The sequence below is a fragment of the Occultella gossypii genome (assembly GCF_019947135.1).
In the GTDB taxonomy this organism is placed as follows: Bacteria; Actinomycetota; Actinomycetes; order Actinomycetales; family Beutenbergiaceae; genus Occultella; species Occultella gossypii.
Window position 1 is genome coordinate 35,389 of the sequence record NZ_JAGSHT010000002.1, and the last position, 14,477, is coordinate 49,865.

At 70.8% G+C, this 14,477-nt stretch carries 14 protein-coding genes and 1 tRNA gene; 9 read left to right on the top strand and 6 right to left on the bottom strand.

The features are described from left to right. Window positions 1-104: 104 nt before the first annotated feature. From KCQ71_RS01255 to KCQ71_RS01275, 5 genes are read left to right on the top strand one after another with little or no spacing between them, the layout of a single operon-like run. Window positions 105-1,178: an ABC transporter ATP-binding protein gene (locus tag KCQ71_RS01255; RefSeq protein ID WP_223401993.1), complete on the top strand. Its 1,074-nt coding sequence runs from the start codon at window positions 105-107 to the stop codon at window positions 1,176-1,178. Further along, complete coding sequence (locus tag KCQ71_RS01260) at window positions 1,175-3,022, top strand: ABC transporter permease (protein ID WP_223401995.1); 1,848 nt, start codon at window positions 1,175-1,177, stop codon at window positions 3,020-3,022. The genes KCQ71_RS01255 and KCQ71_RS01260 overlap by 4 nt, the downstream gene beginning before the upstream one ends. Further along, on the top strand, window positions 3,023-3,913 hold the full coding sequence (locus KCQ71_RS01265) for a glycerophosphodiester phosphodiesterase family protein (protein ID WP_223401996.1): 891 nt from the start codon (window positions 3,023-3,025) through the stop codon (window positions 3,911-3,913). Next, window positions 3,910-5,013: a LacI family DNA-binding transcriptional regulator gene (locus KCQ71_RS01270; protein WP_223401998.1), complete on the top strand. Its 1,104-nt coding sequence runs from the start codon at window positions 3,910-3,912 to the stop codon at window positions 5,011-5,013. The genes KCQ71_RS01265 and KCQ71_RS01270 overlap by 4 nt, the downstream gene beginning before the upstream one ends. Further along, window positions 5,010-5,933, top strand: coding sequence for a phosphodiesterase (locus KCQ71_RS01275; RefSeq protein ID WP_223402000.1), 924 nt, complete (start codon window positions 5,010-5,012; stop codon window positions 5,931-5,933). Before KCQ71_RS01270 ends, KCQ71_RS01275 begins: the two co-directional genes overlap by 4 nt. On the opposite strand, the gene KCQ71_RS01280 is transcribed toward KCQ71_RS01275, so the two are convergent. Further along, window positions 5,896-6,843: a DMT family transporter gene (locus KCQ71_RS01280; protein ID WP_223402002.1), complete on the bottom strand. Its 948-nt coding sequence runs from the start codon at window positions 6,841-6,843 to the stop codon at window positions 5,896-5,898. The two genes, KCQ71_RS01275 and KCQ71_RS01280, sit on opposite strands and share 38 nt — an antisense overlap. A gap of 83 nt (window positions 6,844-6,926) precedes the next feature. Between KCQ71_RS01280 and KCQ71_RS01285 the strand changes: the two genes are divergently transcribed. Together KCQ71_RS01285 and KCQ71_RS01290 are read left to right on the top strand one after the other, a co-directional pair. Continuing rightward, complete coding sequence (locus KCQ71_RS01285) at window positions 6,927-7,823, top strand: LysR family transcriptional regulator (protein ID WP_223402004.1); 897 nt, start codon at window positions 6,927-6,929, stop codon at window positions 7,821-7,823. 61 nt (window positions 7,824-7,884) lie between these two features. Then, window positions 7,885-8,358, top strand: a complete 474-nt coding sequence (locus KCQ71_RS01290) for a TspO/MBR family protein (RefSeq protein WP_223402006.1) — start codon at window positions 7,885-7,887, stop codon at window positions 8,356-8,358. A gap of 21 nt (window positions 8,359-8,379) precedes the next feature. Here KCQ71_RS01290 and KCQ71_RS01295 read toward each other — a convergent pair whose 3' ends face one another. The 4 genes from KCQ71_RS01295 to KCQ71_RS01310 form a co-directional block, all read right to left on the bottom strand. Beyond that, window positions 8,380-9,381 carry a LacI family DNA-binding transcriptional regulator gene (locus KCQ71_RS01295; RefSeq protein ID WP_223402008.1) on the bottom strand — a complete coding sequence of 334 codons (1,002 nt, stop codon included), beginning with the start codon at window positions 9,379-9,381 and terminating at the stop codon, window positions 8,380-8,382. Continuing rightward, window positions 9,378-11,360, bottom strand: a complete 1,983-nt coding sequence (locus KCQ71_RS01300; RefSeq protein WP_223402010.1) for an aldo/keto reductase — start codon at window positions 11,358-11,360, stop codon at window positions 9,378-9,380. Before KCQ71_RS01300 ends, KCQ71_RS01295 begins: the two co-directional genes overlap by 4 nt. A 140-nt stretch (window positions 11,361-11,500) precedes the next feature. Then, window positions 11,501-12,235 (bottom strand): PIG-L deacetylase family protein, encoded by a 735-nt coding sequence (locus tag KCQ71_RS01305; protein WP_223402012.1) that lies wholly within the window; start codon window positions 12,233-12,235, stop codon window positions 11,501-11,503. Further along, window positions 12,232-13,167 (bottom strand): oxygenase MpaB family protein, encoded by a 936-nt coding sequence (locus tag KCQ71_RS01310; protein ID WP_223402014.1) that lies wholly within the window; start codon window positions 13,165-13,167, stop codon window positions 12,232-12,234. The genes KCQ71_RS01305 and KCQ71_RS01310 overlap by 4 nt, the downstream gene beginning before the upstream one ends. Window positions 13,168-13,260: 93 nt before the next feature. On the opposite strand from KCQ71_RS01310, the gene KCQ71_RS01315 reads away from it, so the two are divergent. Beyond that, a tRNA-Pro gene (locus tag KCQ71_RS01315) sits at window positions 13,261-13,334 on the top strand. 189 nt (window positions 13,335-13,523) lie between these two features. Here the strand turns inward: KCQ71_RS01315 and KCQ71_RS01320 are convergent. Beyond that, window positions 13,524-13,742, bottom strand: a complete 219-nt coding sequence (locus KCQ71_RS01320) for a KTSC domain-containing protein (RefSeq protein WP_223402016.1) — start codon at window positions 13,740-13,742, stop codon at window positions 13,524-13,526. A 201-nt stretch (window positions 13,743-13,943) separates the two neighbouring features. Between KCQ71_RS01320 and KCQ71_RS01325 the strand changes: the two genes are divergently transcribed. Then, complete coding sequence (locus tag KCQ71_RS01325; protein ID WP_308116591.1) at window positions 13,944-14,471, top strand: dihydrofolate reductase family protein; 528 nt, start codon at window positions 13,944-13,946, stop codon at window positions 14,469-14,471. Window positions 14,472-14,477: the final 6 nt, after the last annotated feature.

The window sequence follows — 14,477 nt, forward strand, 5'->3', positions numbered from 1 at the left end:
GCTCGACCGGGGTGCGACACCTGCCGCGCCCCGGTCCCGCAGCACCGGCCCGCGAACCCCGCACGCACCGCCGATCGGACCGGCCGACACACGAAGGACCCGACGTGATCCGCTACGAGAACATCAACGTGACCTTCGGCGATTTCGTCGCCATCCCGCAGCTCGACCTCCAGGTGGACGAGGGTGAGTTCTTCACACTGCTCGGGCCCTCGGGCTGCGGCAAGACGACGGCGTTGCGCACCCTCGCCGGGTTCGTCCAACCGGCCGCCGGCGACGTCCACATCGACGGCAGACCGGTCACCCGGCTCCCCAGCGACAAGCGCCGGGTGGGCATGGTCTTCCAGAACTACGCCCTGTTCCCGTCCATGAACGTCTGGGAGAACATCGCGTTCGGCCTCAAGGTCCGTAAGGAGAGCAAGGCCGAGGTAGACAGACTGGTCCGTGACATCGCCCGTCGCGTGGACCTCTCCGACGAGCAGCTGGAGAAGGATCTCGCGGCGCTCTCCGGTGGCCAGCAGCAGCGGGTCGCGATCGCCCGCGCCCTCGTGCTGCAGCCGAAGATCCTCCTGCTGGACGAGCCGCTGTCCAATCTCGACGCGAAGCTGCGCGGCCAGTTGCGCATCCAGCTCAAGGAATTGCAGGCCCAGTTCGGCATCACCACCCTCTACGTCACCCATGACCAGGACGAGGCGCTCACGATGAGCGACCGGATCGCCGTCTTCAACCACGGCCGGGTGGAGCAGGTGGGTACCCCGCAGGAGATCTACGACCAGTCCGCCACCGAGTTCGTCTGCAACTTCATCGGCGACAGCTCGCGCCTGACCCCGGATTTCGTGGCCCAGGTGAACCTCGGCGCCGGCTCCGACCTCCCCCTCGAGCGCAGCTCCTACCTGCGCCAGGAGAAGGTGGGGCTGCAGCCGAACCCGGCCCTGCCCAGGTCTGCCGCGCTGGATGGCGTGGTGGTCAGCCGCCGATACCACGGTGTCCACTCCAGCTACACAGTCTCCTCGCACGGATCCACGGTCAAGGTCATGCAGCGGGAGGACGGGACGGTGCAGCCCCGGGTGGGCGACGCCGTCACCCTGCATGTCAACCCCGCGAACGTGCTCCAGTACACGCCCGACGGCGTGGCCGCCGCTACGCCGGACGTCGCCGCCGCGGAGGTGACCTTGCGATGAACCGTTCCGGTGTGCGGGGCATGCTGCGCTCGCCGTTCGTGATCGTGACCGGTGTGGTCCTCGCCTGGTTCGTGGTCACGTTCCTGGTGTGGCCGAACGCGAACCTGCTGATCGCGACGTTCTTCCCGGACGGGACGCTGACGCTGCGCGCGGTGGACAAGCTCATCTCGTCCGAGCGGGCGATGCGTTCGTTGACGAACAGCTTCCTGCTGGCCGTGGTGTTGTCGGTGACCGTCAACGCGGTCGGGATCTTCATCGTCCTGGTGACGAAGTACTTCGACATCAAGGGTGCGCGGTTGCTGTGGTTCGGCTACGCGTCGACGTTCATCTACGGCGGCATCGTGCTGGCCGCCGGGTACAAGTTCATCTACGGCGAGAACGGCATCGCCACCGACGTGCTGCTCCGCTTCTTCCCGGGTCTGGACCCGGCCTGGTTCACAGGGTTCTTCGCCGTGGTGTTCGTCATGACGTTCGCGACCACCACGAACCACATGCTGTTCGTCTCGGGTGCTCTCGGGAAGGTCGACCAGCAGACCCTGGAGGCTGCGAAGAGCATGGGCGCCTCGGACTGGACCATCCTGTGGCGGGTGGTCCTGCCGATGCTGCGACCCGTGCTGTTCGCCGTGACGATCCTGACCTTCCTCGGCGGCCTCGGCGCGCTCAGCGCCCCGCAGGTGCTCGGCGGGCGCGAGTTCCAGACCATCGCCCCGATGATCCTCACGTTCTCCACCAGCCTGACGTCGCGGGACATCGCCGCGCTGCTGGCACTGGTGCTCGGTGTCGCCACGATCGTGCTGCTCGTCGTGCTCACCCGGGTGGAGAAGGGCGGGACATACTTCTCGCTGTCCAAGGTCTCCTCCGAGCTCGTCAAGCAGAAGATCTCGAACCCGGTCGTGAACGTGGTGGTGCACGTGCTCGCCTACGCACTCTTCGCCGTCTACACGCTTCCCGTGGTGCTGATCGTGCTGTACTCGTTCGTGGACAGCCGGGCCATCGAGAGCGGCGAGCTCAGTTTCGGCGCCATGAGCCTGGACAACTACGCCCGGGTCCTCGGGCAGAGCTCGGGGCTGCGCCCGTTCATCGTGAGCGTCGTGTACTCGGGGCTCGCGGCCGTGATCTCCGTGGTGGGCCTGATCTTCGTCACCCGCATCCTGTCCAAGTACCGCAACTGGCTGACCACCGCGGTGGAGTACCTGCTGCACATCCCGTGGATCCTGCCGGCCACGATGATCGCCCTTGGCCTGATCATGAGCTACGACCACCCGAACCTGCTGGTCGGCAACATCGTGCTGACCGGCACCACCGTGATCCTGTTGATCTCGTTCGTGATCGGGAAGATCCCGTTCACGCTGCGGCTGCTCAAGGCCTCCTTCGCGTCGGTGAACGACACCCTGGAGGAGGCGGCGTCGCTGATGGGCGCGCGGATGATGTACATCTTCCGGCGCATCCTCATGCCGGCCGTGCTGCCGACCGCGCTGGCCGTCGGCGCGCTGAACTTCAACAGCCTGCTGGACGACTACGACACGGCCGTCTTCCTCGCCCACCCGCTCTTCCAACCGCTCGGCCTCGTGATCAAGGCGAACACCGACGGCGCCGTGAGCCTGGACGCGCGGGCGAACACGTTCGTCTACACGGTGCTGCTGATGGTCATCACCGGGGTCACGATGTACCTGGTGTACGGGCGCGCGATGCGGCCCGGCAAGGGTCGACGGCGCAGGGCCGGTCGGGGCGTGCTGCCCACCTCGGGTGGGGCGAGCGTTGCGCCCGTGCCCGATGCGTCCACCCGCCCCGGTGCCGGCGTGACCGCCCGCACCGCCACGCAGCCCTCGGCGGAGGTGGCGTAGATGTTCGGACAGACCCGCTTCGCCGCGATGAACGCCGCGTTCAACGCTCGGCTCGGCGAGTACGGCACACTGGTGGCCGTGCACCGAGGCACCGGGCTGGCCAGCATCGTGGAGAACACGCGGGACGCCGTCACCGCGGCCGTGGCCTCGGGTGGGGACCTGGTCGAGATCGACGTGGTGGCCTCGGCCGACGGTGAGTTCTTCGCGTTCCACGACGGCAACGAACGCCGGCTGCTCGGCGTGGACATGGCCATCCTGGACCTGCCCGCCGCCCAGATCGACACGCTGCGGTACGTCCACGCGGACCGGCCCGGGCGGGTCTCACGGGTGGAGCGGCTGCTCGACCTGCTCGCCCACTTCCGAGGGAGCACCCTGTTCAACGTGGACCGGTCCTGGCACTGGTGGCCCACCCTGTTGCCCGCCCTGGACGGACTCGACATGCCCGGCCAGCTGCTGCTGAAGAGCCGGGCCTGGGACGGCGAGCACGCCCGGCTCCTGCGGGAGCACCCGGTGAAGTACCCGTACATGCCGATCTGCGGCTCCGTCGAGGACGCCTTTGCCCACCTCGACGACCCCGAGCTCAACACGGTCGGCGTCGAGCTCCTCGCGACCGACGCCAGCAGCCCCTTCCTGGACGCCGCGTTCGTGGCCGACCTGCGTCGCCGGGGCGTGTTCGTCCTCGTCAACGCAGAGGTTCTCACCACCGGCGTGCCCCTGTTCGCGGGATACGACGACGAGGCCGCCGTGCTCGGCTCGCCGGAGCAGGGTTGGGGTCCGTTGTTCGAACTCGGCGTGGACGTCATCCAGACGGACTGGCCGTGGCTGCTGCGCGACTACCGGAACACGCGTGTGCCGGCCTCGCGCGAGGTGTCGGACGGGGTGGCCTCGTGACCGTCGGGCCGCGCCGCAGCGCCGAGACCAGGTTGGAGGACGTCGCGGCCGAAGCCGGCGTCTCCCGGACCTCGGCGTCCCGGGTGATGCTCGGTCAGGGCAAGGTCTCGGAAGACACCCGCCGGCGGGTCCGGGCGGCGGCGGACCGCCTCGGGTACGTCACCAACGTGATGGCCAGCGAGCTCGCCTCCGGCACCAGCAGCACGATCGGGCTGCTGTTGCGCGACGCCGCGAACCCGGCCTACGGCCTGCTGTTCACGCAGCTGCAGAAGGCCGCCCATGATGCCGACCTCACCCTGGTGTCGATGACGATCAGCGCGGACGACCACGGCCGAGCCCAGGTGGCGAGCCTGCACCGGCTGATGGGGATGCGGGTCGCGGGACTGATCGTTGCGACCGGTGGTGTCACCAGCGAACAGCTGGAGCCGTTCCGCACCCGGATCCCGATCGTGCGCGCCGGACGCCCGGAGACCACCGATGTGGTCCACGCCGTGTCCTATGACGAGGAGGATGCGGGCCGACGGCTCGCCGAGCACATCGCCTCGCTGGGACACACCGACGTGGCCGTCCAGGTCACCGGCGAGGAGGATTCCTACCCCGAGTACGTCCGCGGCACCACGATGCTCATGGTTCTGGGCGAGCATGGGGTGCGGGTGCGGCGGGTGGACGTCGGCACTCGGTCCGACGGCGTGGCGGACACGGTCGCGCTGGTGGCGGCCGGGGCGGTGACGGCTGTGATGTGCCCGTCCGACCTGCGTCAGCTGAACGTGCTGCGCGCTCTGGCCGGAGCCGGGTTCCGGGTGCCTCAGGACGTCTCGGTCTCCGGGTGCGACGGGATCCTGCCCGGCGCCGACCTGATGGGGCTGACCACCTTCCGGATCCCGGTGGAGGAGGTGGCCAGGCGCGCCGTCGCCCACATGGCCCACCTGCTCGGTCAGGCGCCGCCCTCGGGCATCGTCAACGAACGGGTGCGTGGTCTGCTCGTGCCAGGCCGGACCGCCGGACCACCACCGGCCGGAGCCGACGGACCGAACCCCGCATCCGCCGGTGGCACTCCGCCGTCGCCCCGCGCCGAACCCGACGAAGGACCGACCCGATGACCCTGCGCGCCGCCGAGTACCCACGCGCCCGGCACCTGCTCGTCCACCTCAGCGACACCCACTTCGTCCCGCCCGCCGAACGGCTGCTGGCCGGTGTGGCCGATGTGCGGGCTCACCTGAGCGAGCTGCTCGCCGGTCTCGAGTCCAGCGACGTGCGACCGGCGGCGCTGCTGTTCACCGGGGACCTCGCGGACCGAGGCGAGGTGGACGCCTACCGCAGCCTGCGGGAGGTGGTCGAGCCCGTGGCCCGCCGGCTCGGGGCCGAGGTCATCTGGGCGATGGGCAACCACGACGACCGGGCCGTGATGCGCGCCGAACTGTTGGACGGGCCGCCGTCCAGCGAGCCGCATGACCGGGTGGTGCAGCTCGGCGGCCTGCGCGTGGTGGTGCTGGACTCGACCGTGCCCGGGTGGCACCACGGCGAGCTGCGGCCGGCTCAGCTGGCGTGGCTCAGTTCGGTGCTCGCCGAGCCTGCGCCCGAGGGCACGATCCTGGCGATGCATCACCCACCGGTGCCGTGCGCGCAGGACCTCGCCGTCACCGTGGAGCTGCGCGACCAGGGCGCCCTCGCCGAGGCGCTGCGCGGCTCCGACGTGCGCGCGATCCTGGCCGGGCACCTGCACTACTCGACGTCGGCCACGTTCGCCGGCATCCCGGTGTCCGTGGCGTCGGCCACCTGCTACACCCAGGACCTTCGCACCCCGCGGCGCGGCACGCGGGGACGCGACGGCGCGCAGGCCTACAACCTGGTGCACGTGTACGCCGACACAGTGATGCACTCGGTGGTGCCGATCGGGGAGCACCCCACGGTGGGGCGGCACGTGGATGACGCGCAGACCGCGCACCTGCTCGCCGAGGCGGGCCTGTTCATCCCCGAGGACGTCAGCGACGCTGCGCTGCCCGGGCCGGCAGCCGGGTGAGCGCCACCCCCACCAGGCACAGCATCCCACCGACGAGCACCACGGCGGTGGGCACCTCGCCGAGGAACGCCCAGGACAGCAGCACCGAGAAGAGCGTGGCCACGTACCCCACCAGGGCGGCGCGTCCGGCGGGCAGGCGCCGCAGCGCGTAGGCCCAGGTGAGGAACGCGATGGCGGTCGGGAACAGGCCGAGGTAGACCGTCCCGGCCACGGCGCCGCCGGGAGTGGTGGGCAGCGCGGCCAGCAGCGCCGGCGCGAACGGGAGCAGCACGATCGTGCCCACCACCGCGCCCAGCCAGGTGGCCCGCAGCCCGTCCAGGTCACGCAGCAGCACCTTCTGGATCAGCACGGACACGGCGTACAGCAGTGCGGCCAGCAGTGCCAGGCCCAGCCCGGCCGGGTCCAGCCCGCCGGGGCCGCGCCCACCGAGGGACATCAGCGCCACCCCGGCGAACGCCACCACCGTCCCGATCAGCACCGGGCGCGGGAAGCCCTCGCCGAGGAACACGCCGGCTCCGACCGCGATCAGGATCGGCGCCGTGTTCACCAGCATCGCGGCGGTGCCGGCGTCGATGGAGCGTTCCGCCGTGTTCAGGACGAGGTTGTAGCCGCCGAACCAGAGTGCGCCGTAGAGGCCAACGAGCAGCAGCACCCGGCCCCGCGGCAGGCCACGCAGGCCCCCGGCGCGCAGGGCCAACGGCGTCAGCGCCAGCGCCGCCACGCCCACCCGGGCCAGTGCCATCGGGCCGGGCGCGAACTCGGCGCCCACGCCGCGGATCACCACGAACGCCGAACCCCACAGCAGGGCGGTGACTCCCGCGGCGAGCAGGGCGAGCCGAGGGATCGAGGCTCGGGGCGCCGTCGGGTGGACTGGTTCCGGACCGAGGCGAGTGGTGGGCGAGGCGACCATGGGCACCATCCTGCGACCGACCACTCGTAAGGACAAGCACGGATTCCTGTACCACTCGTAAGCAGCGCTGTAGTATCGCGAACATGCTGGACATCCATCGCCTGCGCATCCTGCGGTCCGTCGCGGCCACCGGCTCGGTCAGTGCCGCCGCCGCCCTGCTCGGCTACAGCCCGTCCGCGATCAGCCAGCACGTGACCGCGCTGCAACGCGAGACCGGCCTGCGCCTGACCGAACGTGCCGGCCGCGGCATCAACCTGACCGCGGCCGGGCGGGCACTGGCCGCCGAGGCCGAACACGTGATGGCCTCGCTGAGCGGGATGGAGTCCCTGGTCGCGGACCTGCGCGCCGGCCGGGTGGGTGCCCTGTCCCTCGGCTACTTCAGCAGCGCCGGCACGGCCTGGATCCCCACCGTGGTGGCCACCCTGGTGCAGGAGTTCCCCGAGCTGCGAGTGGACCTGGGCCTGAACGATGTGGGCGGCACGAACACCGCCGGCGCGGACGTGGAGATCGTGGTGGACGAGCAGTACGACGCGGTGCTCGGCGGCTACCGGGTGCACCCGCTGATGCGGGACGAGTACGTGGCGATCCTGCCGCAGGCGCACCCGGCGGTCGCGGCCGGGCAGGTACCGCTCGCCGATCTCGCCGGCGAACGCTGGGTGGACAGCGACCCCTACGCCGGGTACTGCCGGCAGGTGACGATGAGCGCGTGCGCCGAGGCCGGCTTCACCCCTCAGTTCCGGGTGCAGGCGCCCGAGTACGCCACCGCGATCGCGTTCGTGGCGGCTGGCGTGGGCGTGGCCGTGATGCCCTCGCTCGCCGTCGGGCTGCTGCCGCCGAACGTGCGGGCCGTGCCGGTGGTGGCGCCGGCGCCGGCGCGCCGGATCGGGGTGGCGGTCAAGGACTCGGTGGCCGGGCACCCGGCCGCGCTCCGGGTGGTGGAGCTGCTCAAGGAGCAGGTGTGCACCCTCGTGCCTGCCTGATGGCCGGCGGCACCCGACGCCCGACTTGCGGTCGTGGCCGCCCAGGATGAGCCTGGAGACCATGCGCCTACGCACTCTGCTCGGCACCTCCATGGCCACGGCCACCACCGCCGTCGCCGGTTCGGTGGCGACAGATCCGGACGGCGACTGGTTCCGTTCCCTGGACCTGCCCGACTTCTATCCACCGACGGCGACCTTCCCGATCGTCTGGACCGCCCTCTACGCGGACCTCGCCGGGGCCGGCGCGGTAGCGATCGATGCCTGCACCGACCCTGCCGAGCGAGCAGCGCTGCGGCGCTCGCTCGTTGTGAACCTCGTCCTGAACGGGACCTGGAGCTGGCTGTTCTGGCGGACCCGTCGGCCGTGGCTGGCGACCGTCGAGTGCCTCGTCCTCGCCGGCCACTCGGCACTGCTTGTCCGCCGGATCCGCCGGGTGCATCGAGGCGCGGCAGGCGCGCTCGTGCCGTATCCGCTGTGGTGCGCCTTCGCGACCGTCCTGAACGCGACCATCGCGGGCCGCAACCCGCGCGACTGAGCGGTCCGGCGCCGTCTGGCGTTACGTCGAGGCGCGCACCAGCAGGTGGTGGGCAACCTGGGCGCGGGCGCCCTGGAGCGGCACCTCGCCGGCGTACATGGCCAACGCCATCCCGACGGCGGCCTCGGCCACCGCGCCCATGTCCACCGCGAGCGTGGTCAGCTCGGGGGAGACGAACCGGCCGAGGTTGAGCCCGTCGCAGCCGGCCAGGCGCACCTGCCCGGGCACGTCCACGCCGGCCTCGTGCAGCGCCTTCAGCGCGCCGCACGCGACGATGTCGTTGAACGTCATGATGGCGTCGACGTCCGGGTGTGCCTCGAGCAGCGCGTTCGCGCCGGCCACCCCGGAGCTCAGTGACTTCGTCGCGGCGCTGACCGTCGGGACCTGCACGCCGCGGGCCGCCATCGCCGCCAGGAAGGACTTTCCGCGTGCGGACGGGAACCCCGGCAGGCCCACGTCCAGCAGCACCGGCCGCCGGGATCCCCGTTCGAGCAGGTGGTCGGCCATGTCGCCCATCGCGTCGCCCACGTCCATCTGGACGCCGCCGCCGTAGGTGTACTCACCCATGTCGATGCGCACGAACGGCACCCCGGCGAGAACCTCCTGCGCCTGGGTGTCCGTCAGCGCTGGGTACCCGACCACCACGTCCGCCTGCTTGGCGAGGTCCGCGATCAGGCTGTACTGGTCCGCGGCCTTCGCGGTCTGGGCGAGGACCACGTTCCAGCCGCGCTCGCGGGCACTGGAGACGACGGCGGACGCCAGCTCCGGGTAGTACGGGTTCATCAGGTCATCGACCACGAGGCCGACGGTGCGCTGCGTGTGGCCGACCAGACCGCGCCCGAACCGGGACGGACGGTAGGCGAGCTCCTTCGCGGCCGCCAGCACCCGCTCCTTGGTGGCCTCCTTGATCCCGGGCATGTCGTTCATCGCCCGGGTCACCGTCTGCCGGGACACCCCGGCCGCCTCGGCCACGTCGATGATCGTGGCCGGGCGGGACCCGGGCCGGCTGGACCGTGGGCTCACGGGGTGTCCGAGCGCAGGTCCAGGTAGTCCACCTGCCCCGGGGTGAGATCGATGGCCAGCGCCTCCAGCGACGAGCGGGTCTCGGCGATCGTGCGGGGTCCGATCAGCGGGAACGTCGGGAACGGCTGGTGCAGGACGAAGGCGAGCGCGATCGCAGTCGGGTGCACCCCGAACTCCTGCCCGAGCTCGCGGGCCCGCCGTAGCCGCTCGAAGTTCTCGTCGCTGTAGTAGCAGCGCACGAGTTCGGCGTCGGAGCGGTCGTCCGGTTCGGCCCGGGCGAAGAACCCGCGCGCCTGGGAGGACCACGGCAGCAGCGGCGTACCGGTGCGGGTCAGCCACGCCTTCGACTCAGGGTCGGTGGCGTGCCGGCATCCCGCCCACGGCACGTCGTAGGCCTCGGCGAGCCCGAAGTGGTTGCTCAGCACGCTGAAGCCCTGCCGGCCGTTCGCCGCAGCGTAGGCGTTCGCCTCCTCGAACCGCTCGATGGTCCAGTTGGACCCGCCGAACACCCCGATCCGGCCCGCCCGGGCATGCTCGTCGAGGACGTCCACGAACTCCCCGACCGGGATGTCCGGGTTGTCCCGGTGCATCATGTAGACGTCCGCACCGTCGATGCCGAGCCGGTCCAGTGACGTCAGCAGCTGGCTGCTGAGCGCCTCGGGGTTGCAGTTGGGGGTGTGCGCACCCTTGGCGATCACGACCACCTCCTCGCGCACGCCGCGGGTGGCGAGCCAGCGCCCGAGCAGGGTCTCCATCCGGCCGCCGCCGTAGCCGAACGCGGTGTCGAAGGCGTTCCCGCCGGCCTGGGCGAAGTGGTCGAACATCGCGGCGGCGTGGGGGAGGGTGCGCTGGTTGTCGCAGCCCATCACCACGCGGGAGATGTCCTTGTCCACGCCGGGGATGCGGCCGTAGCGCATCGCCTCGCGACCGAAGGCGAGCTGGCGATGCGAGACGGTGGGGATCTGCGCCTCGTCCCGTTCGAACGGGTACGTCAGGCCGATCTGAGCGCGCCATTCGTCCAGAACCTTGGCGTTGCCGAGGGAGTCCGCGAGGCTCATCCGGGCGACCTCACCCGAGGCGACCGCCTCCGCGACGGCGTCTGCCTCGAGGGCGTAGGGCTGGTGGCCGTCGAACGTCTCCGTGACCGGCTCCTGCCCGACGACGGCGAGCGTCAGTACGTTGTCGTCGGCCATCGTCCAAGGGTTGTTCAGGCGGATGTAGCCGCCCGACCCGTAGACGGTGAGCGCTACGTCGGCGAGCCGCACGCCGGTGCGCACCGACGCCGTCGTCCCGCTCGCGAACCGCAGGTCCGCGACGGCCCAGGTGTCCACGCCGTTCTCGACCGTGCCGGCCGCCTTGATCTCGACCGGATCCGCGAACGCACTCCCGGCGGCCGCGCCGGCGATGGCGCGCGCGTAGGAGACCGGGTAGCCGCCGACGTCGAGGATGCCCCCGCCGGCCAGGTCCGGCTCGAAGAGCCGGCCCTCGGTCGACCCGGTGGCGAACGCGAACGCCGCGTCGACGTGGCGGAGCTCGCCGATGGCACCGGCGGCGACGAGCTCGAGGACCTTGGTCGTCTGCGGGTGGAACCGGTACATGAACGCCTCGAGGAGCACCTTCCCGCTGGTGCGGGCGGCGTCGGCCATGGCCATGGCCTGGGCGTGGTTGGGGGCGAGCGGCTTCTCGCTGAGCACGTGCTTGCCGGCGGTCAGCGCCGCGATGGCCAGTTCCGCGTGCGTGGTGTGCACCGTGGCGATGTAGACGGCGTCCACCTCGGGATCGGCGAGGATCTGCTCGTAGTCACCCGTGCGCAGGTCCCCGTGTCGGGACGCGAACTCCTCGGCGAACGTCTGGGCCCGGCCGGGGTCGGAACTGCCGACGGCGACGAGGCTGCCGTGGGCGCTTGCGGACAGCTGGGTGGCGAAGCGACGGGCGATGCGGCCGGGGCCGAGCACGGCCCAGCGAACGGGGGAGGTCATGGGGAGATCACCTTTGGGACTCGGGGTATGACGGTTCGGAAGGAGTGCGGACCAGCATCGGGACACGGAGCTGGTGAACGTTCACGCTACGTGCTCGCGGGCGACCGGACAAGGGTTTCGGCGGCGAGTGTCCGGGAGTTTCAGTCGTCGGAGCCGAAGCCGAGCCCGATCACCTCGAAGGTGGTGCCGTAGCGGGTGCCCGTGGCCTCGCCGCCGGCGGTGCCGAGCCCGGTGAGGAACTCCTCGGGGTCGAAGTGCCAGGAGAGCCCGTCGATGTAGGCCTTGTGCTCGGAGAGCGAGGCAAGACCGGCGTCGAAGGTGTCGGTGGTGTCGACGCCGTGCGTGGCGTCGGGGGAGCCGGCCACCCAGACCTGACGGACTCCGCTCCACGGTTCGAGACCGTCGCTGAGCTGGTCGTGGAACACCCACCGGTTGCCCGCGTCCCGGACCGCGTCCAGGGTTGCGCGCCCGGTGGCGATGTGGTCGGCCTGGTTCAGGCCACCGCCGGGGAAGGACTCGGCGAAGTTGATGGTGATGACGATCTCCGGGCGGTGCTCGCGCACGACCTTCGCGATCGCCCGCCGCAGGTCGACGCCGTACTCGAGGACGCCGTCGGGCAGGTGCAGGAACTCCACGACCTCCACGCCGACGGCGCGCGCGGAGGCGACCTCCTCGGCCTCGCGCAGCGGGCCGGACTCGTCCGGGTGGATGCCATCGATGCCGGCCTCTCCCGAGGTGACCATGCAGTAGACGACCTCCTTGCCCTGGCCGGTCCATCGGGCGATGGCGGCGGCAGTGCCGAACTCGAGGTCGTCCGGGTGGGCCACGACGGCGAGCGCCTTGGTCCAGTCCTCGGGGATCGGGGGCAGCGTCATCGGGACTCCTGGGGTTGTGGGTCGGGCTGGTCGGCGGCTGGTGGCGCGGACTCGGGGTCCGGCGGGGGCACGGGGTGCTGCATCGGCTCGGCGGTGGTGAGCCAGCGGATCCCCGCGGTGCCGACCCGGCCACCCAGCAGGGCCGTGGTGCGATCGCGCCGCGGGTGGTCGGGTACCCGCAGCGGCTCGCGGGTCCAGCGGGGGAGCGTCGCGACGGCGGCGCGGCCGAGGAGCCAGTACGCGGGCTTGATCGGGCGCGGCAGCGGAGCATGCCGGAGCAGGAACTGCGCCACGTCGGCCGCGCCGGGAGTGCCCTCCAGTTCGGGGCGGAACGCCTCGATCGCGGCGGTCAGCTCGGCGCGCGTGGTGGGCACGTCGACGGCGCCGAGCCGGGTCGCGACCTCGCCGGCCTGAGCCACGTATTCGTCGTACTGCCTCGGTGTCAGTGACTGGCTTCCGAAGCGCTCGTGGGCGACGAGGAAGGAGTCGATCTCGGCGACGTGCACCCAGGTGAGCAGGTGCGGGTCGTCCGCGCGGTAGGGCCGACCGTCGACGGTCGTGCCGTGCACGCGCTTGTGTACGGCCTGCACGATCCGGATCGCCCGCTCGGCGTGCTCGATCGTGCCGTAGGTGGTCTCCGCGATGTAGGTGGCCGTGCGCGCCAGGCGCCCCCAGGTGTTCGCACGGTAGTCGGAGTGATCGTCGACGGCGGCCATCGCGAGCGGGTGCAGGGCCTGCAGCAGCAGCGCGCGCATCCCACCGATGTACATCGATGCGTCCCCGTGCACCACCCGGATCGGGGCGCCCTTGGCGAACCACCGTGGCCCCGGCGTCGCGTGGATGCGCCGCGTCTGCTCGGTGCCGTCCGGCCCGGCGACCTTCTCCAGCAGGGAGTGGCTGAGCCGGTTGCGAAGTCCTGTGATCTGTCCCACGGATCCAGTCTGCATCATGGATCGGACGGTCGTCGGGTTCGGTTGCACGCTGCGGCTGCGGTAGTCTCATCCAGGCCCGTTCGCGCGGGCCGGCGGGCTGTGGCGCAGCTTGGTAGCGCACCTGACTGGGGGTCAGGGGGTCGCAGGTTCAAATCCTGTCAGCCCGACAAAATGAAGGCCAGACGGTGTCAGCCGTGCTGGCCTTCTTTTGTGGGCGCTGACGGGATGCTGGGAGGCGGACCGCCCGGCGAGGCTCTTCTCGTGTCCGGCGCCAGCTTTGGTGTGAGTCGCGCCCCGTGGCCGCGGTTGCGAGGTCGCCCGAGACCGTTCCCTCGTCGTGTGACACCCTCATCGGGTCAGGCGTCGAAGACCTCCCGGCCCGGGTAGTGGGGTTTGATGGAACGGTTGACGAACGCGCCGATGGACTTCGCCGCCAGGAGGTCACGATGGACCGAGGGCGGCACCATCGCGTAGCGGTAGACGTCCCCGCCGATGTACTCGATGTCGAGTTCGTTCGTCGCGGGGTCGTATCCGACGGAGGCGACCGCCTCCGACCTCACCCGATCGCGTCTCACCGGTACAGCCTGCGCCGTGGGGCCGCTCCGGGCAAGGCCGGGTGCGGGGGTGGCGATGATCGTGATACCTGGCATACGTTGGTCGACGTAGACGCTCCTACCCTCCTCGACGGATGCCGACCGCCCCACCGACTCCTATCGTGACCGCACGACGATGACCGCGCTGATCGAAAGGAACCGGCACCTGAAATGCGAAATGTAGTGCTCTACGAACTGCTCTCCCTAGATGGCGTCGCCGAGGAACCGGGCGACTGGATGCACGACAGCGGCCGGCCGATCTTCGACAATCTCGCAGGCATCATCGAGCGCCAGGACGACATTCTGCTCGGGCGCGGCACCTACGACTACTGGGCGGGCTACTGGCCGACGTCGGACGTCGAGCCGTTCGCGAGCTTCATCAACCAGACGCCCAAGCACGTCTTCACCTCCTCGCCGCCGGACCAGGAGTGGGCGAACACCGTTGTCGTCGATCGCCCAGCCACCGAGTACGTCGCGGAACTCAAACGCAGCGACGGCGGTGATATCGGTATTCACGGCAGCATCACTCTGGCGCAGTCGCTCCTGTCCGCCGGTCTGGTCGATGAGTTGCGGTTGGTGGTCTCGGCGGCGATCGCCGGGAGCGGGCGGCGGCTGTTCGACGGAGTGGGCCGCCATCCCATGCTCGAACTGGTGGCTTCGGAGCACACTCCTCAAGGCACCCTGCTCCTGACCTACAGTCGACACGACTGATCGCCG

Coding starts and splice junctions, on each gene's coding strand:
- KCQ71_RS01260 (WP_223401995.1), top strand. CDS start 1,175: ATGAACCGTTCCGGTGTGCGGGGCATGCTGCGCTCGCCGTTCGTGATC.
- KCQ71_RS01300 (WP_223402010.1), bottom strand. CDS start 11,360: ATGACCTCCCCCGTTCGCTGGGCCGTGCTCGGCCCCGGCCGCATCGCC.
- KCQ71_RS01305 (WP_223402012.1), bottom strand. CDS start 12,235: ATGACGCTGCCCCCGATCCCCGAGGACTGGACCAAGGCGCTCGCCGTC.
- KCQ71_RS01280 (WP_223402002.1), bottom strand. CDS start 6,843: ATGGTCGCCTCGCCCACCACTCGCCTCGGTCCGGAACCAGTCCACCCG.
- KCQ71_RS01290 (WP_223402006.1), top strand. CDS start 7,885: ATGCGCCTACGCACTCTGCTCGGCACCTCCATGGCCACGGCCACCACC.
- KCQ71_RS01275 (WP_223402000.1), top strand. CDS start 5,010: ATGACCCTGCGCGCCGCCGAGTACCCACGCGCCCGGCACCTGCTCGTC.
- KCQ71_RS01285 (WP_223402004.1), top strand. CDS start 6,927: ATGCTGGACATCCATCGCCTGCGCATCCTGCGGTCCGTCGCGGCCACC.
- KCQ71_RS01265 (WP_223401996.1), top strand. CDS start 3,023: ATGTTCGGACAGACCCGCTTCGCCGCGATGAACGCCGCGTTCAACGCT.